Source organism: Leifsonia sp. Leaf264, assembly GCF_001422325.1.
Lineage (GTDB): Bacteria > Actinomycetota > Actinomycetes > Actinomycetales > Microbacteriaceae > Orlajensenia.
This window is the reverse complement of record NZ_LMMR01000001.1, coordinates 1,072,620-1,090,986: the sequence shown is the minus strand read 5'-3', so window position 1 is coordinate 1,090,986 and position 18,367 is coordinate 1,072,620. Positions and strand designations below refer to the sequence as shown.

The window sequence follows — 18,367 nt, the reverse complement described above, 5'->3', positions numbered from 1 at the left end:
CCGCTCTTTTGCTGCGGAAATGGCGTGTAACAGTGCCGCCGTGTCACCAAGAGAAGCGCGATACCCCACAACTGAATATTCGACGCCAGGAGGCGTGTGTAACACTCTTCGTGGTTTCTGCCGGTGTGGCGTAGTGGTAACGCGGCTGTCTTGTAAACAGTTGTCGCGGGTTCGATTCCCGCCACCGGCTCTCAGCTCTCTCACTTCGGCAAATCCGAGTGATTTCGGCGAGTCGTAGATGGGACAAGCCTCTGAGGCTCGCGCGCGCGAATGCATTGATCGGGCGTACGGAGATCCTGAGCGAGATCCAGACGCGCGACCTAGCTGACGCGTTCCACCTTGGGCGGCAGCCATGTGCCATCGATGATCGCCTGCTTCGGCCAGTAGGCGCGGATGTACACGGAGAACGCTTCGGCAGGAGCTGGCAGCCAGTTACTCGCGGGTGCATCGGCGGGCTTTTCGTTGCCGACGTAGATGGTTAAGGAGCCGCCGTTACCGAACTGCAGGTCCGGGTTCTTGGTACCGAGGGAGTACCGGCCCAGTTCGTTCTCGTAATAGAAGTGGTGCTGGTTGTACAGGGTGAGGGAGAAGAAGCCGTCCACCGGCGGAAGTTCGCCGGCGGCGAAGGTGACCGTGTAGCTGTGGGTGCCGTCGAGTTGGTTCCCGTCGACGTCCGTGTCGGTGAAGATGTACTTCGTCTCCTGGGGCGCGTTCTCGAACATGTTCGAGCGGGCGATCGCCGTGCGGGTGAGGTAGTCGGTGCCGAACGCCGAGTTGTTCTTCGGTGAGTACCATCCGTTGCCAGCTTCAGGACCGTTGTGCTCCCAGCGAAGCAGCGGGGTGATCAATTCCTGTTCCGCTTCACGGGCCGCTTCGACCAGCGCCGACTTCACCGATGAATCAGCGGCTGCAGCATCGAGCAGGGCGCTGAACTGCTGATACAGAGCTTCCTCGCCCGGGAGGGGAGGCACTGTTGCGAGCACGTCGACGAGCTGGTCGAAGAAGGTGTCTGGGTTCACCCAGTGGATCTCCCCCTCCGCTGCCGCTTCCGGCACCGGGAAGCTGGGCACGTTGGCCCAGTCGTACTCGTGCACTGTGCCGTCGAACTCGTCGAGCGGGTAGATGTTCACCTTCGGGATCAGGGCGGCAACCGCGGCTCGGTCTTCGGCCGTGTCCTCGATGAAGACCCGCGGGCAGAAGGCGGCGAGTGCAGTCGGCGAGCGGAAGACGCCGGTGATCCCGTCGGGAATCTCGCCGTTCCAGTTCGGTCCCACAACGGCGTAGAAGCCGGCCTCGGTTCCGTACTGCGTGCCCATCTGCGCGAACGAGTCCGTGCGGTGATCCCATGCGGCGGCCACCCAGAAGCGATCGCCGAAGTCGGGGATCTGGAAGACGGCCGGCTGCTCGTCGAGGCTTCCGAATCCGAAACCGTAGAGGACGTCCTGGTTCGTGCAGGCGACGAAACGCTGACTTGGCGCGATGTAGTCGGTCATCATGCAGACCCGACCGACTGGAGCGTTCGGTAGGACTCCTCCGCGCATTCCAGGCTCCGGTACGGAGGTGAGGCCTGTGCGGCGGTTGATCATCGACACCATCGGCCAGCCCCACACATATGCGAACCGGCCAACAGCCTTTACGTACGCATCCGTCATCGTGGTGCCTGAAACCGGCCCCGGAACAGTTGTCGACATCTACGCCCCCATCTCGTGTCCCCGCAGTCTGGGAACGTCCTCCTATCCTGTCTGGGGTCGGCAGGTAAGTCGAGGGCGTTTCTTACTGACGCGTGAATGCCCGCCCACTCGATGACGGCCCACGGCGCCGCCCCTCGCCGCGGTCGTCGGTGCGGTGTTGACCGACACCTTCACGCCCGCAGTCAGCCCTTCGCCCGCCCGGCGAGGCTGACGACGTTCTGGGCGGCATTGAGTTCCTCACGCAGTGCCCTGGTCTGCTCGGTCAGGTAAGCGATCTGAGTCGCAGCCTTCTTCACGTCCTTCCGGGCCTCTACGAGGTCGTCGTGATGGCGTTTGGCTCGTCCGCGAACTTTCGCCAGCTCAGAGCGAAGGTGCTCGATTTCGGCCACCCTCGGGTCCGGTGAGGTGCCCCGCATCTGGATTCGAAGGGTTTGCTCCTCGAAGTCCTCCGCGATGGATTTGTACTCAGCCCTGTAGAGGTACGGACGCGGTACTCCGGCTTCCTCAGCCAACGATTTGAGTGTGAGCTTCCCGTTCGAAACGGTGGCGCGCCCGGCAAGAAGCCGCTCTGCGGCGTCCCGAAGCCGCCGTTGATTTCGCTCCGTAACCGAGCTGGATGGTTCGTTCACTGCATCCTCCCCACGACGGGTGCGATCGTTTCTTCCATGCGTTGGGCTTTCGCGGCCAGTCGCTCTCGCTCGCCCTTAGGTACCCGAATGTCCTTCAGAGTTGCCCGCAGATCCTCAATTCCGGATACCCAGATGGGGGCATGCTTGTCGTGGATCGTCGCTTGAGCGCACAGGTCGGGTTGACATGATCCGACGATAGGTCGGCTCTTGTCGGCGACTCCACGTAGACACCGCGCGCGTTCGGGATCGGTGAACCAACAGTGCACGAGCGGCGTGATGTGGAGGGTGTCAGCGCGTGCGCGAGTGAGCGCAACGAGGGCATCGTCGCGGAGGCGCACTTGCGGCCCGTCTGTGGTCGCATCGGGCAGCGCGGCCACTGCGGCTACTAGGGAGCGTGCGCCAAGACCGGCAACAGGCTCACCACGTTCGACCGCTTCGATGACGACCCGCACCTCATGTTCGGCAGCTCGCCGTCGTTCGGACTCCACTTCGGCCAAGAATGCGTTGGCGGATTCGCCGCGCCGACCGGCATACCCTTCGGTCGTAGCGACCGATACGTGCTTTAGATGGATCTTGCCCGCGATCACACCGTTGGGCCGCCAGGCGAGTTCACGTGCCAGAGTGCGTCGGAACTGTCGTGGGCGCAGCTCCCAGTCGGACGGGATCTGTTCCAGTCCGTGCGCTGCGCCGGCGCCGTTTACCCAGCCGCGCAGTTCGGAAATCGACTCCGAGAAGTACTGGCCGTTCAACGGGTGGTTGTCGTCTGAAAGCTGTTCCGCGAGGCGCAGGGCGTCCGCGACCGGCTCGACCACCGTCCAGATCTCTCTGCGACCCCCAGGCGGTTCGCCTTTGAGGAGCTTGCTGTGGACGCGATAGCGGACGACTCCGCCGTCGAGAACTTCGCGGCGGTAGGCCGAGCGCTCGATGGCGGCCAATTCGCTTGAGCGCATGCCGGAAAGGGCAGCGACCACGACGTAGCAGGCGGTCGACACCACTCGAGTCATGTGGCTAATCATCGACCGGCTGAAGGAGAAGCGTGTCCCGGGGGTATTCAGGCCCGTCCGGGCCAGCCCGAGTTCGTCGGCCGCCTGCGTCAGCTTGGCCCAGCGATCTGGCCGCAGTAGAGCGCTCTGATCGCGCAGGCTTATATTGAGAGCGACCATGGGAAGGTCGATGGCGTGTGAGCGACCATACGAACGCTGCGCTTGCGGAATCGCTCGCTGATCCCGGCGGGCCGCAGCGAGGTAGTCGTCGAGTCGCGCATCGAAATCGACTCGCACACTGCCCCGTGATGACGGGATCGCGGTGAGTCTCGCTAGCTCCGCGCGGGCGGCGATCAGGTCCGGGCCGAGTTCTTGGACGAGGAGTAGGCACGCTGCCAACAGCGGCGCGAATACCCGATCCGGAATCGGAGGAGTCTTGTTGCCGGCGTCGCCAAGCCCTGGCTGCTCCGATGCGCTCTTAGCGCTCAAGTCTCCCCAAGGGCGGAAGTCCGCTGCGTAGCGGTCGTAGGTGAGCGCGGGACCGTAGTCCGCGAATGCGCGGATGGCGGTGATGGCGATGTGACGCGAGTCCGGAGTGATCGTCTTGAGGAACCCATCGCAGGTGGTCTGCGTCACTGTCGCCAAACTGGTGTGGCCGTTGCTTTGCAGGAATGCGAACCATCGTCGCCAGTAGGAGAGCCGCTGGTAGGGCATCGCCCATGGCGGGTATGGCTTTCGTCGCGCCCGAGGAAGGCGCCGCTCGATGGCTTCCTTCGGTTGCATGAGCAACAGCGCCACCTCCTTGGCGCTGACGCGCCAGTTCGGGTTCTCGATGGTGTCCCAGATCAGGTCGGATCGGGGGCTATAGGCGGGCCAGGTGGGAATGCTGTCGAGACGCCATCGAGCGTCGGCGAAACGTGTGGGCGGTGTTCCGGAGGGCGCCCGGGCAGGGAGGATCGCGTACACGTCGAGCTCCGGCGCAAACAAGGCGGACGGCGGTTCCGAAGGCGATTGGGTTAGCTCGAGTGCACGGTCGAGGCTCATCATGACTCCAAGGGTTCAATTGGCATCGGCAGGTCGAGGTTCTCTTCGACAATCCGCCTTGCTTCGGCGATCACCGATTCGGCGAACTTCGGGAAGATGCGGGTCGTGAGCTGAACCCAGGCCGGGCCGTAGATGCGTAGCCATTCCGTCTGCGTGACGGCTGCGGATTGGTCACGCAAGTACCCTTCGAGCCGCATCAGAGCTGGCAGTTTGGATGGGGTGATCACTGCGAGCGGACACACGAGACAAGACCAGACGGCGGCGGTGCAGAAGGTACCCTTCGGGCCGAACGGTGAAGAGAACGGGTCGCGACAGGCTGCAGCGAACATGTCCCAGCCCGAGCTGTTGGAGCCTTCCCCTCGTTGCGTTGCGAACGTGGGGTCATCGACCGCGTCGGCAAGTGTGTCCTCGTCAGCCACAACTAGGGCGACCGCTTGCGCACGCCTCATGAGGTCCTGCTGGGCTCCCTCGATCGTCGTATCGACTTCATCGAGGTCGGCCGATCGCGTCAGGTAGTTGTCCCCCTCCACCTTCGCGCTGTGGTTGGGATCGACGGTGACCGCGCCGTGCCAGTACTTGGACTTTCGTGCAGTCCACGTCGTCCTGAGCCTGCGCATGTCGAGGGAGAGTGGTCGGCCGTCGTCGTCTTCAAGGCCGGCAGCTTGGAGGAACGCTTTGCGCCGCCCCCACCACGCGATTGCCGAGAACCTGACGGTTTCAGCCTCACCCGGCCGTGGGGACCAGATCCATATCGCGCCGCTATCTTCATTGACGCGCAGCGGAGCGGAGGCTTGGAGCCATCGCTCGATGAGTTTTGGACCAGACCATCGGCCAGAAGCTCGGAACGTCCTGGCTTGCGGCCCGTCTGCGCGTCGCTTCACGAACTCGACACGGAGGTCACGTTCTCCTTGCCAGCGAAGGTCCTCGACGCGAAGCGCATCAACGCACTCAGGAGGCAAGCCGAGCTCAAGCCCCAGGAGGATGCGGAAAGCGAGAGTGACACGTGCATCAGGCAACGTCCGCGGACGCACTTGATCCCACGACTCAATCTCGGCACGACAAGCCGCAACGAGACGTTGATACTCGCCCGCTGTATAAGCGCGTAGAGGAGTCGATTTCGGCTTCGGTGGACTGATCGCTGGACCGTTGAGATGCTCCCGAACTTCATCGGTGACGGGCCGTTTGACGCCTGCAGCGGGTGTAGCCGATCGGAGGAGAGCACGGGTCCGCCGCTCTACACTTGACTCCTCATACCGTCCGAACTCGTAGAGATGGTCGACGGTCAGTTCGTCAAGGTCACCAGCGAACCCTTGGCTGTCCAGCCAACGGGCGAATCGTGCGATTGCCGCGGTGTAGTGACGTGCCGTCCAGTTCGTCTTGATGTCGCCCAACGCGTTCGTAGCGTCGAGGAGACCCAACGCGAGGGATCGAACGACTGGCCGGCAGGGCAGTCTGTGGAGCGGAATGTGGAGCGGGTCATCGTTGAGGAAGGCGAGTCGGAGGCCCAGCGGCACTTCTTCCAAGCGCTGGGGGCTGACAGTCATGATGCCCAGTCGTCGAGTTCGTCCGTCTCGGCAAGGTCTAGCTCTTCGAGGAGGTCAAGCTCGGCGTCCGTGAGCACGGTAGTGGCGTCTTGGGCGGCGAGGTAGACCTCTGTGGTGGACAGGTGCTTGTGACCGAGAAGGTCGCGCAGGACCAGAAGCGGATCGTTGCGACGGAGTATCGCCATCAGCAGAGGGTCGGCACCTGTAACTCGTGCGAGGCGCTCAGCGCGGGAGAGGGCACCCCGGGTCAGGGCGGTGAGCGTTTCCATCGCAAACGTGTGCCTCAACATGTGAGGAGTGACGTCTGGGAATGTCGGCGAGAACTCCCGGCATCGGTCGGCGGCCGAGGCGAACGTGTACCGCCAGTTGTTCTCCTCGACCGGCGAACCGTTGCTGCTGACGAAGAGTAGAGCACTTCCACCGTTGGGACCAACGAGCCGGCGTCGGTGCTGAATGGAGAGTTTCGCCCAAGTGACCCGTCGGCCATTGACGATGCCAGAACGCTCATTCGGCTCTTCTACATGCAGTGGCCGCTCAGGCATCCAGTCGGAGCCTTCCACTGCGATCGCACGTTCGAGATCGATGTAGGTTCGGACATCGTCCAGCGCCTCATTCGTCGCCCACGTGACACGCGCATGAGCGCCTTTGGCGATGGTCCGGGGGACCGGCAGAGCCACGTAGTCACTGAACGGACCGAGGGAGCGAGGTGCCTCCCAAACGAGCAGGTTGGAGAACTCCTGGCGCCGAAGACCGCTGCGCCTCACCAGGTGGCCCAACGCTCGATTTCGGGCTGCGAGACGACCGCGAAATGCTAGATCCGGCTTGCCGTCGAGGAGCTCACCACCCAGGCCGACCTTGATGAACATGTCAGCGAAGTCGACCTCGAGATGCCGCATCGTCGCCAGGGGAGAGCCCGCTCTTGCTTTCGCGAGGTTCTTCTGCGTGGTCTCGCCGGCGAGTGCTCCTTGCCACACTCGCACTTGCTTGTATCTGAACGGCTTCGACACGATTCGGCGTTCGTCGACGGCCCAGGAGTAGAAGTTCTCCATCGCCGCTACTGCGCGGTTCCACGCGCTCGGTCCGAGCAGCTCGTATGGTCCGTCGGGGTCGCCCTGCAAGCGGACTTCCCGATAGTGAGCGACCGCTTGGACGAGAGCTTCGTGCCCGTCAAAGACTGACTTGCCACGTTCCTGAAGGAAGGAAGCCCACGCGACCATGTCATCGGCGTAGCCGCTCCACGTGCGGGGCGAGTGGCATCCTCGCTGGGGCAATGAGCGTAGCCAGGTGTTGATCTCCTCGACCGGCGTGAAGTCGTCGTCCAGAACGAAGGGCATACCATCGGGGAGGCTCACAATTGGCGACGGGTGCAATTCGTCGACACTCTTCGAATCGAAGAGGAACTTCCTCATTGGAGCCCCTTGTCGTCGCAAATCAAGTAACACGATGGTGAGGTATTGCAAATGAGAATGCACCACAGTGGAGTAGGTCAAGGTATGACACGCCGGTTGACCGCAGCAAACGCTCTTGTAAAGCGGGGGTTGCGGGTTCGAGTCCGCAGCCGGCCCCGATCGGGGGAAACACACGTGACACAGCAGGACGCGCCGTAACACGATGGTGAGGTATTGCAAATGAGAATGCACCACAGTGGAGTAGGTCAAGGTATGACACGCCGGTTGACCGCAGCAAACGCTCTTGTAAAGCGGGGGTTGCGGGTTCGAGTCCCGCAGCCGGCCCCGATCGGGGGAAACACACGTGACACAGCAGGACGCGCCGGCCGAGACGGTGACGACTCACTCCCCGCCGGCTCGTTCCGCCGTCATCATCGCCATCGCCTGTGCAGTGGTCGCCGGTGTCCTCGTCGCCGTGCAGTCGCGCATCAACGGCGAGCTCGGCCAACGCCTCGACGACGGCTTCGCCGCCGCGCTGATCTCCTTCGGAAGCGGCCTCGTCATCCTGCTGATCGCCCTCGCCGTGTGGCGTCCGGGACGAGCCGGATTCCGCCGTCTGCCCGCAGCCCTCCGCGACGGCCGCCTGCGCTGGTGGATGCTCTGCGGCGGTGCCGCCGGAGCCTTCCTCGTGCTCAGCCAGGGACTCACCGCCGCCATCCTCGGCGTCGCGCTGTTCAGCGTCGCCACAGTGGCCGGGCAGTCGATCAGCGGACTGCTCGTCGATCGCACGACTCTGGTCTCCGGCGGACCCCGCCACCTCACGGTGCCGCGCGTCGTGGGTGCGGCGCTGGCGGTCCTGGCCGTCGTCATCTCCGTGGCGACGCAGTTGAGCGGGGCAGCGCCGCTCTGGATGCTGCTGCTGCCGTTCTTCGCCGGCCTGGGCCTCGGCTGGCAGCAGGCCGTGAACGGACGGGTGCGCGAGAGCGCCGAGAGCGCCCTCACCGCCACCGTCGGCAACTTCGCGGTCGGCACCGTCGTGCTGCTGGTCGCCTTCCTCGTGCACGGGCTCGCCGCCGGTTGGCCGCAGTCGCTGCCGACCGAACCGTGGCTCTACCTCGGCGGCGCCATCGGCTGCGTCTTCATCGCGGCCGCCGCCGTCCTCGTGCGCATCACCGGAACCCTGGTGCTCTCGCTGGCGATGATCGCCGGGCAGCTCGTCGCTGCCATCGTCATCGACACCATGCTGCCCGGACACGCCGGCTCCCTCGCCGTGTCGACGGTCATCGGCACGGTCCTGGCCCTCGCCGCCGTCGTCGTGGCCGGCGTGAACTGGCGCGGGTTCAGCCGAGCAGCGTGAGGAACGCTCCGGCGTCGACGGGCTTGCGCCTGGGCTCGCGGATGCCGTCGGGGACGCCGCCGACATAGAGCCAGCCGAGCAGTCGCTCGTTCTTCGCCAGGGCATGCATGCGCCGCACCGCCTTGGTGCGCGTGTAGGGACCGGTGCGCCACATGACGCCCCACCCGGCCTCGTCGAGCAGCAGGCTCATGGTGTGGGCGACGCCCGAAGCCACGGCGTCCTGCTCCCAGCCGTCGACCTTCTCGCTCGGTTGCCTGCGGCTCACTATCGCGAGCAGCAGCGGCGCCCGCAGCGGCTTTCCCAGCAGGGCGTCGCCGTCCCGGCCGGCGCGTCGTGCCGAGGCCGCCAGCGCCCGTCCGAGTCGCTCGCGGGCCTCGCCGCGCAGCTCGATCACTCGCCACGGGGCGAGCGACCCGTGGTCGGCGACGCGTCCGGCGGCTCCGAGCAGTCTCAGCAGCTCGTCGCGTGTCGGTGCGGCATCCGTGACCCGCGACCGGGAACGCCGCTCACCGGCGGCTTCGAAGGCTGACCCCACGAGTCAGGCGTCGGGGGTGAAGTTGAGCGCGATCGAGTTCATGCAGTAGCGGTCGCCCGTCGGCGTGCCGAAGCCGTCGGGGAACACGTGGCCGAGGTGCGAGCCGCAGCTGGCGCAGCGCACCTCGGTGCGCTCCATGCCGAGGGTGGTGTCGGCGATCAGCTGCACGGCCTCGGGGCGCACCGACTCGTAGAAGCTCGGCCAGCCGCATCCGGAGTCGAACTTCGTTCCGCTCTTGAACAGTTCGGCGTTGCAGGCGCCGCAGGTGTAGATGCCGCCGCGCTCCTCGTCGAGGAGCTCGCCGGTCCACGGCCGTTCGGTCGCGGCTTCGCGCAGCACCTGGAACTGCTCGGTGCCCAGCTCCTCGCGCCACTCGTCGTCGGACTTCGAAACCTGGTAACTCATGGGGATCCTTCCGGGAACACGTCGTCGAGAACGACAACGTCAGTATCGATGATCGCATTCCGACGAGCCGGGTCGCGCTCAGCTGCCGGACGATGGCTCGTGCATAGGATGGCGGCAAGCCGACCCGAACCGGTCGCGGTCGTCTGTGGGAGGTGCGCATGGCCGAGGCGAATGAGAGCCGACACGACCGTTCGCGCACGTCGTCCGGCCTGTCGGAACGCGACGAGGCCGTGCTCGCATTCGAGCGCCAGTGGTGGGTGCACGCCGGGGCGAAGGAGCAGGCGATCAGAGCCGAATTCGGCCTCTCCGCCGCCCGCTACTATCAAGTGCTGGGAGCCCTCATCGACTCGCCGCTCGCACTCGCGCACGACCCCATGCTCGTCAAGAGGTTGCAGCGTCTGCGCGACACCCGCACCGCTGCACGCCGCCGGCGCTCCCTCGGCACAACTGACGACACGAACTGAACCGGGAAGAATGGCCACCTCGTACCCTGAAGACCGCTTCGACGACATCCCCAAGGATCTCGAGCGGGTCGGAGCCCACCGTTCCCCCCGCAAGCGCGGCCGTGGCTGGATCGCATTCGGCTGGGCTGCTCTGGCCACCATCGTGCTCGTCGCGATCGGCGCCGTCGCCATCATGATGCTGAACTCCGGCCTGGATGCAGCTCCCGGTGACACCTCAGCGCCCGAGACGTCGACAGCCGCGCCCACGGCCACGGCAGAGCCGACCCAGGACCCGTCGGTGACGATCACCGTGCTGAACGGCACGGCGACCTCCGGCCTCGCCGGCGAGGTGGCGGACACCCTCCGCGGAGCGGGCTGGACGGTCGGGGCTGCATCCAACGCCGACAAGCAGGACTACAAGGACACCGTCGTCTACTACGCGGACCCCACGCTCGAAGGCGCTGCCCGCGGTCTCGCCGCGGCGGTCCCCGGGGCCGACGTCCAGCTCTCGCAGGACTTCGCCGACGCCGGAGCGCAGCTCGTGCTGGTGATCGGTTCCGACTACGAATCCCCGGCGTGACGCTCGCTTCGAGCGCCTGTCACGGGGTCTGTGACGAATCGTTGCCAATCTGCGATGAAAAGCAGCGTTCTTTCCCTTGTCGTCGCCGTCGATTTCAGTAACATCTGGTGCTGGTCGAACGTTTTCCGCGAGAGCGGGGAAGCAGGCGCAGTTCACTGCGACAGGCCCGGTACAGGCAATTGGGCAGGTGCTGCGAGTTACACAGCAATGGGAGCAACGAATGGCGAACGGAACCGTCAAGTGGTTCAACGCTGAAAAGGGCTATGGGTTCATCACGGTCGACGGTGGGGGTCAGGACGTTTTCGTTCACTACTCCGCCATCGACATGGCGGGCTACAAGGTTCTCGAGGAGGGCCAGCAGGTCGTCTTCGAAGTCGGAACCGGGAACAAGGGTCCTCAGGCCGAGTCCGTCCGACTCGCCTGATCAGCACGATCTGCGGGCTCAGCCCGTGTCCTAACGCCGTCCGGGTGACCGGGCGGCGTTAGTGTTTCGTCGAGGAACCGACTGAGGGGTGCGGATGCGTCGAAGAGTAGTGCTGTCCACGATCATCGTGTTGCCCATGCTCCTGCTGGCAGCGGGATGCACCGCGGCGCCACCGAAGAAGTCGGCGAGTCCGACGCCGACCGAGCCGGCGTACGTCTCGACCTATGAGGCGCCGGCCGCCACGGAGATCGCCCCACTGCGCGGAACGACGGTGCCGGCGGGGAGCCTCGCGCATCCGTCTCTCGCAGCCAAGATCGACAACCACGAGGAAGCGCGGCCGCAGTACGGACTCGACCGCACCGACATCGTCTTCGAGGAACTCGTCGAAGGCGGCCTGACCCGGTACGCAGCGGTCTGGCAGTCGGACGTCCCCGATGAGATCGGCCCTGTGCGCTCCATTCGGCCGATGGACCCCGACATCATCTCGCCGTTCGGCGGCATCATCGCCTACTCCGGCGGCCAGCAGATCTTCGTCGACATGATGATGGCCACCCCGGTGAAGAACCTCGTCTTCGACTACGACACCTCGGGCATCTTCTACCGCAACGACGTGCACGATGCGCCGCACAACGTGATCCTGCGTGCGAAGGATGTCGTCGGCCAGTCCGCCGCTCTCGCGGCTCCGCAGCAGCAATGGGCGTACTCGACCGACATCGCCACCTCGACCGCCGCGCTCGACGGTGCGCCCACGGGCAACATCGCGGTCTCGTTCTCCCCGGAGCGATACCCGAACTACACCTGGGACGAGGCCACGAAGGTCTGGCTGCGCAACCAGGAGGGGTCTCCCGACCTCGACGCCAACGGCAAGCAGCTGCAGGCGACGAACGTGATCACGATGCGGGTCGACATCGACGGCACCTACGGCGAAGTGCCGAAGACCGTGCTGACCGGGTCTGGAGCAGCGACTGTCTCCACCGGTGGCAAGACGGTGAACGCCACCTGGTCGAAGGCCGACGCCGGGAGCCCGATCCGCTTCGTCGACGGCAACGGCGTGGTCGTGCGGCTGGCGCCGGGCAACACCTGGATCGAGCTGGTGCCCAACGGCACGGGGTCCGTCACGCTGCAGTAGACGTTCGCTTCCCGGAGCGTCGCACCGGCTTGCACTCGGGGCATCAGAGTGCCAGAATTGAATTAGCACTCGTTTGGATTGAGTGCTAACTAGACGCAGATTGAAACGTCCGGGAAGGGACGAGAATCACACATGGCAAAGATCATTGCTTTCAACGAAGAGGCCCGTCGTGGCCTCGAGCGCGGACTCAACATCCTCGCGGACGCCGTCAAGGTGACGCTTGGCCCGCGCGGTCGTAACGTCGTCCTCGAGAAGAAGTGGGGCGCCCCCACCATCACGAACGACGGTGTCTCCATCGCCAAGGAGATCGAGCTCGACGACCCGTACGAGAAGATCGGTGCGGAGCTCGTCAAGGAGGTCGCCAAGAAGACCGACGACGTCGCCGGTGACGGAACCACGACCTCCGTCGTGCTCGCCCAGGCGCTCGTGCGCGAGGGCCTCCGCAACGTCGCCGCCGGTGCAGACCCCATCAGCCTCAAGCGCGGCATCGAGAAGGCCGTCGCAGCTGTGACCGCCGAGCTCGTCGCCAACGCCAAGGAGGTGGAGACCAAGGAGGAGATCGCAGCGACCGCTTCCATCTCCGCCGGAGACCCCGAGATCGGCGCGCTCATCGCCGAGGCCATCGACAAGGTCGGCAAGGAGGGTGTCGTCACCGTCGAGGAGTCGAACACCTTCGGCACCGAGCTCGAGCTGACCGAGGGCATGCGTTTCGACAAGGGTTACCTGTCGGCGTACTTCGTCACCGACCCTGACCGTCAGGAAGCCGTCTTCGAAGACCCCTACATCCTGATCGTCAACGGCAAGGTCTCCAACATCAAGGACCTCCTGCCGATCGTCGACAAGGTCATCCAGACCGGCAAGCAGCTCCTCATCATCGCCGAGGACGTCGACGGCGAGGCCCTGGCCACGCTCGTCGTGAACAAGATCCGCGGCATCTTCAAGTCCGTCGCCGTCAAGGCTCCGGGCTTCGGTGACCGTCGCAAGGCGCAGCTGCAGGACATCGCGATCCTCACCGGTGGTCAGGTCATCTCCGAGGAGGTCGGACTCAAGCTCGAGAACGCCACCCTCGACCTGCTCGGCAAGGCCCGCAAGGTCATCATCACCAAGGACGAGACGACCATCGTCGAGGGTTCGGGCGACGAGGAGGCCATCGCCGGCCGCGTCGCGCAGATCCGCGCCGAGATCGAGAACACCGACTCGGATTACGACCGCGAGAAGCTCCAGGAGCGCCTCGCCAAGCTCGCCGGCGGCGTCGCCGTCATCAAGGCGGGTGCAGCGACCGAGGTCGAGCTCAAGGAGCGCAAGCACCGCATCGAGGATGCAGTGCGCAACGCCAAGGCAGCCGTCGAGGAGGGCATCGTCGCCGGTGGTGGCGTCGCTCTCATCCAGGCCGGCAAGACCGCGTTCGAGAAGCTCGAGCTGGTCGGCGACGAGGCAACGGGTGCGAACATCGTGCGTGTCGCCATCGACGCTCCGCTCAAGCAGATCGCCCTCAACGCCGGCCTCGAGCCCGGCGTGGTCGTCGACAAGGTGCGCAACCTCCCCGTCGGCCAGGGCCTCAACGCCGCGACCGGCGAGTACGTCGACATGCTGGCCGCCGGCATCAACGACCCGGTGAAGGTCACCCGCTCGGCACTGCTCAACGCAGCGTCGATCGCCGGCCTGTTCCTCACCACCGAGGCCGTCGTCGCCGACAAGCCCGAGAAGAACCCGGCTCCGGTCGGCGACCCCACGGGTGGCATGGACTTCTAAGTCCCGCTGAAGCACGAGAAGAGGGCGTCTCCCGTTGCGGGAGGCGCCCTCTTTCGCGTCCTGGCGCGGGCCGACCCGGCCGCCCACCTTGCGCGCACGGGCCCACGGTACGTCGCGGGCCCGTGCGTCGAAGGTGGGCCGAACGGATGCAGGCGTTCAGCGTCCGAACAGCCGCAGGTTCGCCTGCTCGGTCTCGGCATACTGCGCACCGGCGCTGCCGAGCGCTGTGGTGATACCGACGAGGCTCTCCTCCACGCGCTGCTGGGTCGCACGCCAGTCGGCGACGACGGATTGGAAGGCAACGGACGCCTGCCCACTCCAGGAGCCCTCGAGGCTCGTGAGCTGTCCGAGGAGCGCCTGCACTTCGGTGCGGAGGCGTTCGATCGATCCGTGGGCGCTCCGAGTGGTCTGGATGACGGCGTCGCTGTCGACGTGGTAGGTGGTCATGGGTATGGGTCCTCTCCCTGTGGCCTCCGATCGTAGGAACCCCGCGCGATCGGAACTCGCGGAGCCGAGGATGGTGGGCTTCGTGCGCTGAATGGCGCGGCGGGGAGGAGCAGCAATATTCCGCTTCGCGTATGAGCTCGGGTGCGTTACCGAGTTGGAATATGACTCGCTGTCGCCCTGAACGATCCAACCGCTAGCTTGAGCCCATGACGAAGTCGTGGGGGCTGGCTACGGGGATGCTCGCGCTGGTGCTGTTGGCGGGATGTGCGTCTCCGCAGCGTTCGGGGGCCGAACCGCCACACCCCGTCGCTGCATCCGCCACCCCGACTCCAGCGCCGTCGGCCACCGTGACGCCGGAGTCCACGGCATCCCCGGAGGTCTCGTCGACAGGTGTCGATGCTCCTGAGCCGCGGACGCCGATCGGCTGTGATGATTCGCTTCCGGTGGACGTCGTCGCGTCCGTCCTCGGCCCGGACGTCTCCCCACTCGACGTGGCGACTGATGTCGAGTTCGATTCGCCGCTCCACGCTGCGCCGGCAGGACGGGGCGCGCTGTTCTGTTCGTGGGGATCGGAGATGCGGAATCGCTGGTGGATCACCCAACCCGGATTCGGCGGCGCGTCACTTTCGATCACGCCCGTCACCGACGACGAGTGGACCGAGTACGGAACCACGTGGTCGTACGACAACGGGGATGCCATGCACACCTGGTGCTGGCCGATCCGGGACGGCTCGGTGAGTTCATGCTACTTCGAGGGGCGCGTGAACGGGTACTTCGTCGAGTTCCGCTCCTCTCGCCTCGCCGGTGGAGCCGACCTGACCCAAGACGAACTTCTCAGTCTGATCCAGCCGGTCATCGACGGGATCACGGCCTCTCTCGAGGCCGAAGTGGCGGGCTCTCCCGAACCATGGACGCCCGCGGAGCCGTCGCTCGCCCTTCCGACGGAATGCAGTGAGTTCCTCACGACCGAGCAGGCGGAAGACCTCACCGGACAGTCGCCCCTCACCGTGGCTCGGTGGTGGGATGGGCCGAGCCGCGGCACCGCCTGGATCGTGAGCTTGTTCACGGGCGCGTCGCGCAAGTGCGACGTCGGATACTCCCATCTGGACTCGGTCATCGGCAGTGTGAATGCCATGGTCGACGGGGCGTGGGCCGGTGCCGAACGCATGGACGCCCATCTCCTTCTCGGTGATGCGGCGACTGTGGCGGTCCCCGGACTCGACGACGGGGAGCGGGCGACGCTGCGTTGCGACGACCCGGACGACCTGTGCGTGGTCGACTTCACCATCGACGGGAACTGGATCCAGGTCTCGGTCGCGTGGGAGCCCCGAGACGGTGATGGAGACGGGGTGGGAGATGGCCCGGACACTCTCATGGCTCGTCAGAACATCCTCGCCATCGCAGGATCCGTCGTGGAGAACCTGACGACCTGACGAGGGGCGCGTCAGACGACGGGCGTGGCCGCTGTCGGGGTGCCCGTGGCATCGAGCGACTGCGGTGCCGAGGACGAGGTGGCCAGCGGCAGGCTCACGCGGAACGTCGCTCCGCCGCCCGGGGTCTCGACGACGTCGACGGTACCGTTGTGCGCGGCGATGATCGCGGACACGATGGCCAGGCCCAGGCCGCTTCCACCCGTCTCGCGGGTGCGCGAGGTGTCGGCGCGCCAGAAGCGCTGGAAGATCTTCTCGCGGATCTGCGGCGGGATGCCGTCGCCGTGGTCGATGACCGAGAGCACGGCCCTGTCGGTCGACTCGTCGATGGCGACGCCGATCTCGATTGGGCTGCCCTCGGGTGAGAACCTCATGGCATTGCCCAGCAGGTTGGTCAGCACCTGCCGGATCTTGTTCTCCTCGGCGAGCACGATCGCCTCGGGGGCTTCGGCCTGTTCGGCGGCTGGAGTCGGGGCCGCGGCCGAGGCGACGATGGTCCCGGCGACGACGGATGCCGCATCCGCCTTGCGATAGCGGCGCCCGCGCAGTCGGGCGAGGGTGGCGCCGGCGAAGGCGACAGGGCCGGTGGCATTGCTCGTTCCGAGGCGCTCAGGGGTGGTCGTCGTGGACGCCGAGCTGTCGTCAGGGGAGACAGCGGCGTCGGCGTTCTCGAGGTGGTGCTGCGGGCTCGGCGGCAGGATGACCGTGACGGTGCGATCGGGCGATGACGCCATGGTGTCGAGGGCAGCGTCGCGGGCGATCGGTACGAGGTCGACCGGAGCGAGCTCGAGGGGCTTGGTCTCGTCGAGGCGGGCGAGGGAGAGCAGGTCCTCCACCAGGCCGCCCATGCGGATGGCCTCCTTCTCGATGCGCTCCATGGCCTGGGCGACGTCGTCCGGCGTCTGCAGCGCGCCCATCCGGTACAGCTCGGCGTAGCCGCGCACCGACACGAGCGGCGTGCGCAGCTCGTGGCTGGCGTCGCCGACGAAGCGGCGCATCTGCTCGATGCTGCGCGCGCGGTCCTTGAAGGCGCGATCGATGCGATTCAGCATGGTGTTGAGCGAGCGGTTGAGGCGACCGACCTCGGTGTTGGGCGTCGCACCGCCGAGTCGCTGGCTGAAGTCGCCGTCGGCGATGGCAGCGGCTGTGCGCTCCACCTCGCGCAGCGGCGAGAAGGTCGTCGTGACGAGCATCCGGGTGATGAGCCCGCCGAGGATGACCACCCCGATACCGAAGCCGAGGAAGATCGACAGGTAGGTGGCCATGATGTTGTCGGTCTCGCGCATCGAGACCGCGATGAGCGCGGTGCCGGTCGTGCCCTGGGCGTCGATCGAGATCGGCACGGCGATGGCGTGGAACATCGTGCCGTTGGAGTCGCGCAGTTCGCGGATGGATCCCCCGAGGGAGACCGTGGTCTCGAGCGGGAGGCTGCTCGTCATGACGGGCAGGTCGTCGAGCGGATGCCCCTGCCAGTTGTGCACGATCGGGTTGCCCTCGGTGTCGAACGCCGCCACGAAGTAGTCCGACGGAGCGGACTCGCTCGTCACGGTACTGATCTCGCCGTCGTCGTCTCCACCGAAGAAGCGGTTGAGGTTGCCCTGCGCGACAGTCTCCAGCCGCTGGTCGACCTGCTGGGTCACGTACTGGCGCAGCATGGCCATCGTGCCGATGCCGGAGACCAGGAGTCCGAGGGTGAGCATGAACACGGTGACACCGGTGATCTTGCTGCGCAGGGAGACGCGGTTCCACCGCTCGGAGAGTGATTCATGCATGGCGGCGTCAGTCTACGAATGCAGTCTGAGCATCAGCCCACCGATGACCGGGCATCTGCCCGCGACCTCCGGGATCAGCCCTTCGAGCTCTTCAACATGTAGCCGAAGCCGCGCTTGGTCTGGATGAGCGGCTCGGTGGAGTGCTGGTCGAGCTTGCGACGCAGGTAGGAGATGTAGCTCTCGACGATGCCGGCATCGCCGTTGAAGTCGTACTCCCAGACGTGATCGAGGATCTGCGCCTTCGACAGGACGCGGTTGGGGTTGAGCATCAGGTAGCGCAGCAGCTTGAACTCGGTGGGGGAGAGCTCGATCGGAACCTCGCCGACGAGCACCTCGTGGGTGTCCTGGTCCATGGTGAGTTCGCCGGTGCGGATGACGGCCTCTTCGTCGGCGTGCATCGTGCGGCGCAGGATGGCGCGGATGCGGGCCACGATCTCGTCGAGGCTGAAGGGCTTGGTCACGTAGTCATCGCCACCGACGGTGAGGCCGGTGATCTTGTCCTCGGTGTCGTCCTTCGCTGTGAGGAAGAGGATCGGCGCCGTGTAGCCCGCGGTGCGGAGGCGCTTGGTGACGCCGAATCCGTTCATGTCGGGCAGCATGACGTCGAGAATGATGAGGTCCGGCTCCTCTTCGAGGACGGCGGAGATCGCCTGGGCGCCGTTGCCGACAGCACGCACCGCGAAGCCGGCGAAGCGCAGGCTCGTGGTGAGGAGATCGCGGATGTTGGGTTCGTCGTCGACGATGAGAATGCGGGGACCGTCAGCCATGGCTCCAGTATCTGCGCGTTTCCTGAAACCTGCCTGAGAATCGAATG

At 65.7% G+C, this 18,367-nt stretch carries 17 protein-coding genes and 2 tRNA genes; 9 read left to right on the top strand and 10 right to left on the bottom strand.

Features of this window, described 5'->3' with window-relative positions; translation table 11 throughout:
* Positions 1 to 119: 119 nt before the first annotated feature.
* Positions 120 to 190: transfer RNA gene (locus ASF30_RS05210), tRNA-Thr, on the top strand.
* A 130-nt stretch (positions 191 to 320) separates the two neighbouring features.
* Here the strand turns inward: ASF30_RS05210 and ASF30_RS05205 are convergent.
* The 5 genes from ASF30_RS05205 to ASF30_RS05180 form a co-directional block, all read right to left on the bottom strand.
* Entirely contained in the window at positions 321 to 1,493 is a 1,173-nt protein-coding gene (locus ASF30_RS05205; protein WP_200918421.1) for a DUF1254 domain-containing protein, read from the bottom strand.
* Between the two features lie 380 nt (positions 1,494 to 1,873).
* On the bottom strand, positions 1,874 to 2,320 hold the full coding sequence (locus ASF30_RS05200; protein WP_055902313.1) for a hypothetical protein: 447 nt from the start codon (positions 2,318 to 2,320) through the stop codon (positions 1,874 to 1,876).
* The gene (locus ASF30_RS05195) at positions 2,317 to 4,350 is read right to left on the bottom strand and encodes a hypothetical protein (RefSeq protein WP_055902312.1); all 2,034 of its coding nucleotides are present in this window, start codon (positions 4,348 to 4,350) and stop codon (positions 2,317 to 2,319) included. Before ASF30_RS05195 ends, ASF30_RS05200 begins: the two co-directional genes overlap by 4 nt.
* Positions 4,347 to 5,891, bottom strand: a complete 1,545-nt coding sequence (locus ASF30_RS22570) for a hypothetical protein (protein ID WP_157496992.1) — start codon at positions 5,889 to 5,891, stop codon at positions 4,347 to 4,349. Before ASF30_RS22570 ends, ASF30_RS05195 begins: the two co-directional genes overlap by 4 nt.
* Positions 5,888 to 7,300: a tyrosine-type recombinase/integrase gene (locus ASF30_RS05180; RefSeq protein WP_055902304.1), complete on the bottom strand. Its 1,413-nt coding sequence runs from the start codon at positions 7,298 to 7,300 to the stop codon at positions 5,888 to 5,890. The genes ASF30_RS22570 and ASF30_RS05180 overlap by 4 nt, the downstream gene beginning before the upstream one ends.
* A gap of 259 nt (positions 7,301 to 7,559) precedes the next feature.
* Between ASF30_RS05180 and ASF30_RS05175 the strand changes: the two genes are divergently transcribed.
* Both ASF30_RS05175 and ASF30_RS05170 read left to right on the top strand, forming a co-directional pair.
* Positions 7,560 to 7,624, top strand: a tRNA-OTHER gene (locus tag ASF30_RS05175).
* 19 nt (positions 7,625 to 7,643) lie between these two features.
* Complete coding sequence (locus tag ASF30_RS05170; RefSeq protein WP_235480266.1) at positions 7,644 to 8,636, top strand: DMT family transporter; 993 nt, start codon at positions 7,644 to 7,646, stop codon at positions 8,634 to 8,636.
* Here ASF30_RS05170 and ASF30_RS05165 read toward each other — a convergent pair.
* Together ASF30_RS05165 and msrB are read right to left on the bottom strand one after the other, a co-directional pair.
* Entirely contained in the window at positions 8,620 to 9,171 is a 552-nt protein-coding gene (locus tag ASF30_RS05165) for a nitroreductase family protein (RefSeq protein ID WP_055902301.1), read from the bottom strand. The two genes, ASF30_RS05170 and ASF30_RS05165, sit on opposite strands and share 17 nt — an antisense overlap.
* Positions 9,172 to 9,174: 3 nt before the next feature.
* Positions 9,175 to 9,576 carry a peptide-methionine (R)-S-oxide reductase MsrB gene (msrB, locus tag ASF30_RS05160; protein WP_055902299.1) on the bottom strand — a complete coding sequence of 134 codons (402 nt, stop codon included), beginning with the start codon at positions 9,574 to 9,576 and terminating at the stop codon, positions 9,175 to 9,177.
* Between the two features lie 158 nt (positions 9,577 to 9,734).
* Here msrB and ASF30_RS05155 point away from each other — a divergent pair, with 158 nt between their 5' ends.
* The 5 genes from ASF30_RS05155 (at position 9,735) to groL (ending at position 13,904) form a co-directional block, all read left to right on the top strand.
* On the top strand, positions 9,735 to 10,040 hold the full coding sequence (locus ASF30_RS05155) for a DUF3263 domain-containing protein (protein ID WP_055902295.1): 306 nt from the start codon (positions 9,735 to 9,737) through the stop codon (positions 10,038 to 10,040).
* 10 nt (positions 10,041 to 10,050) lie between these two features.
* Positions 10,051 to 10,599 carry a LytR C-terminal domain-containing protein gene (locus ASF30_RS05150; protein ID WP_055902292.1) on the top strand — a complete coding sequence of 183 codons (549 nt, stop codon included), beginning with the start codon at positions 10,051 to 10,053 and terminating at the stop codon, positions 10,597 to 10,599.
* Between the two features lie 220 nt (positions 10,600 to 10,819).
* On the top strand, positions 10,820 to 11,023 hold the full coding sequence (locus tag ASF30_RS05145) for a cold-shock protein (protein ID WP_055820931.1): 204 nt from the start codon (positions 10,820 to 10,822) through the stop codon (positions 11,021 to 11,023).
* A 94-nt stretch (positions 11,024 to 11,117) separates the two neighbouring features.
* On the top strand, positions 11,118 to 12,152 hold the full coding sequence (locus ASF30_RS05140) for a DUF3048 domain-containing protein (RefSeq protein WP_082467454.1): 1,035 nt from the start codon (positions 11,118 to 11,120) through the stop codon (positions 12,150 to 12,152).
* A 132-nt stretch (positions 12,153 to 12,284) separates the two neighbouring features.
* The gene (gene groL, locus ASF30_RS05135; protein ID WP_055902287.1) at positions 12,285 to 13,904 is read left to right on the top strand and encodes a chaperonin GroEL; all 1,620 of its coding nucleotides are present in this window, start codon (positions 12,285 to 12,287) and stop codon (positions 13,902 to 13,904) included.
* 156 nt (positions 13,905 to 14,060) lie between these two features.
* Here groL and ASF30_RS05130 read toward each other — a convergent pair whose 3' ends face one another.
* Positions 14,061 to 14,351 carry a WXG100 family type VII secretion target gene (locus tag ASF30_RS05130; RefSeq protein ID WP_055902283.1) on the bottom strand — a complete coding sequence of 97 codons (291 nt, stop codon included), beginning with the start codon at positions 14,349 to 14,351 and terminating at the stop codon, positions 14,061 to 14,063.
* 206 nt (positions 14,352 to 14,557) lie between these two features.
* Between ASF30_RS05130 and ASF30_RS05125 the strand changes: the two genes are divergently transcribed.
* Positions 14,558 to 15,784, top strand: coding sequence for a hypothetical protein (locus ASF30_RS05125; protein ID WP_157496990.1), 1,227 nt, complete (start codon positions 14,558 to 14,560; stop codon positions 15,782 to 15,784).
* A gap of 11 nt (positions 15,785 to 15,795) precedes the next feature.
* Here ASF30_RS05125 and ASF30_RS05120 read toward each other — a convergent pair whose 3' ends face one another.
* Positions 15,796 to 17,553: a sensor histidine kinase gene (locus ASF30_RS05120; protein ID WP_055902276.1), complete on the bottom strand. Its 1,758-nt coding sequence runs from the start codon at positions 17,551 to 17,553 to the stop codon at positions 15,796 to 15,798.
* 74 nt (positions 17,554 to 17,627) lie between these two features.
* Complete coding sequence (locus ASF30_RS05115) at positions 17,628 to 18,320, bottom strand: response regulator transcription factor (protein WP_055902273.1); 693 nt, start codon at positions 18,318 to 18,320, stop codon at positions 17,628 to 17,630.
* Positions 18,321 to 18,367: the final 47 nt, after the last annotated feature.

Coding starts and splice junctions, on each gene's coding strand:
- ASF30_RS05140 (WP_082467454.1), top strand. CDS start 11,118: ATGCGTCGAAGAGTAGTGCTGTCCACGATCATCGTGTTGCCCATGCTC.
- ASF30_RS05130 (WP_055902283.1), bottom strand. CDS start 14,351: ATGACCACCTACCACGTCGACAGCGACGCCGTCATCCAGACCACTCGG.
- ASF30_RS05155 (WP_055902295.1), top strand. CDS start 9,735: ATGGCCGAGGCGAATGAGAGCCGACACGACCGTTCGCGCACGTCGTCC.
- ASF30_RS05115 (WP_055902273.1), bottom strand. CDS start 18,320: ATGGCTGACGGTCCCCGCATTCTCATCGTCGACGACGAACCCAACATC.
- ASF30_RS05205 (WP_200918421.1), bottom strand. CDS start 1,493: ATGACCGACTACATCGCGCCAAGTCAGCGTTTCGTCGCCTGCACGAAC.
- ASF30_RS05120 (WP_055902276.1), bottom strand. CDS start 17,553: ATGCATGAATCACTCTCCGAGCGGTGGAACCGCGTCTCCCTGCGCAGC.
- ASF30_RS05150 (WP_055902292.1), top strand. CDS start 10,051: ATGGCCACCTCGTACCCTGAAGACCGCTTCGACGACATCCCCAAGGAT.
- ASF30_RS22570 (WP_157496992.1), bottom strand. CDS start 5,891: ATGACTGTCAGCCCCCAGCGCTTGGAAGAAGTGCCGCTGGGCCTCCGA.
- ASF30_RS05180 (WP_055902304.1), bottom strand. CDS start 7,300: ATGAGGAAGTTCCTCTTCGATTCGAAGAGTGTCGACGAATTGCACCCG.
- groL (WP_055902287.1), top strand. CDS start 12,285: ATGGCAAAGATCATTGCTTTCAACGAAGAGGCCCGTCGTGGCCTCGAG.
- ASF30_RS05145 (WP_055820931.1), top strand. CDS start 10,820: ATGGCGAACGGAACCGTCAAGTGGTTCAACGCTGAAAAGGGCTATGGG.
- ASF30_RS05125 (WP_157496990.1), top strand. CDS start 14,558: ATGACGAAGTCGTGGGGGCTGGCTACGGGGATGCTCGCGCTGGTGCTG.
- msrB (WP_055902299.1), bottom strand. CDS start 9,576: ATGAGTTACCAGGTTTCGAAGTCCGACGACGAGTGGCGCGAGGAGCTG.
- ASF30_RS05195 (WP_055902312.1), bottom strand. CDS start 4,350: ATGATGAGCCTCGACCGTGCACTCGAGCTAACCCAATCGCCTTCGGAA.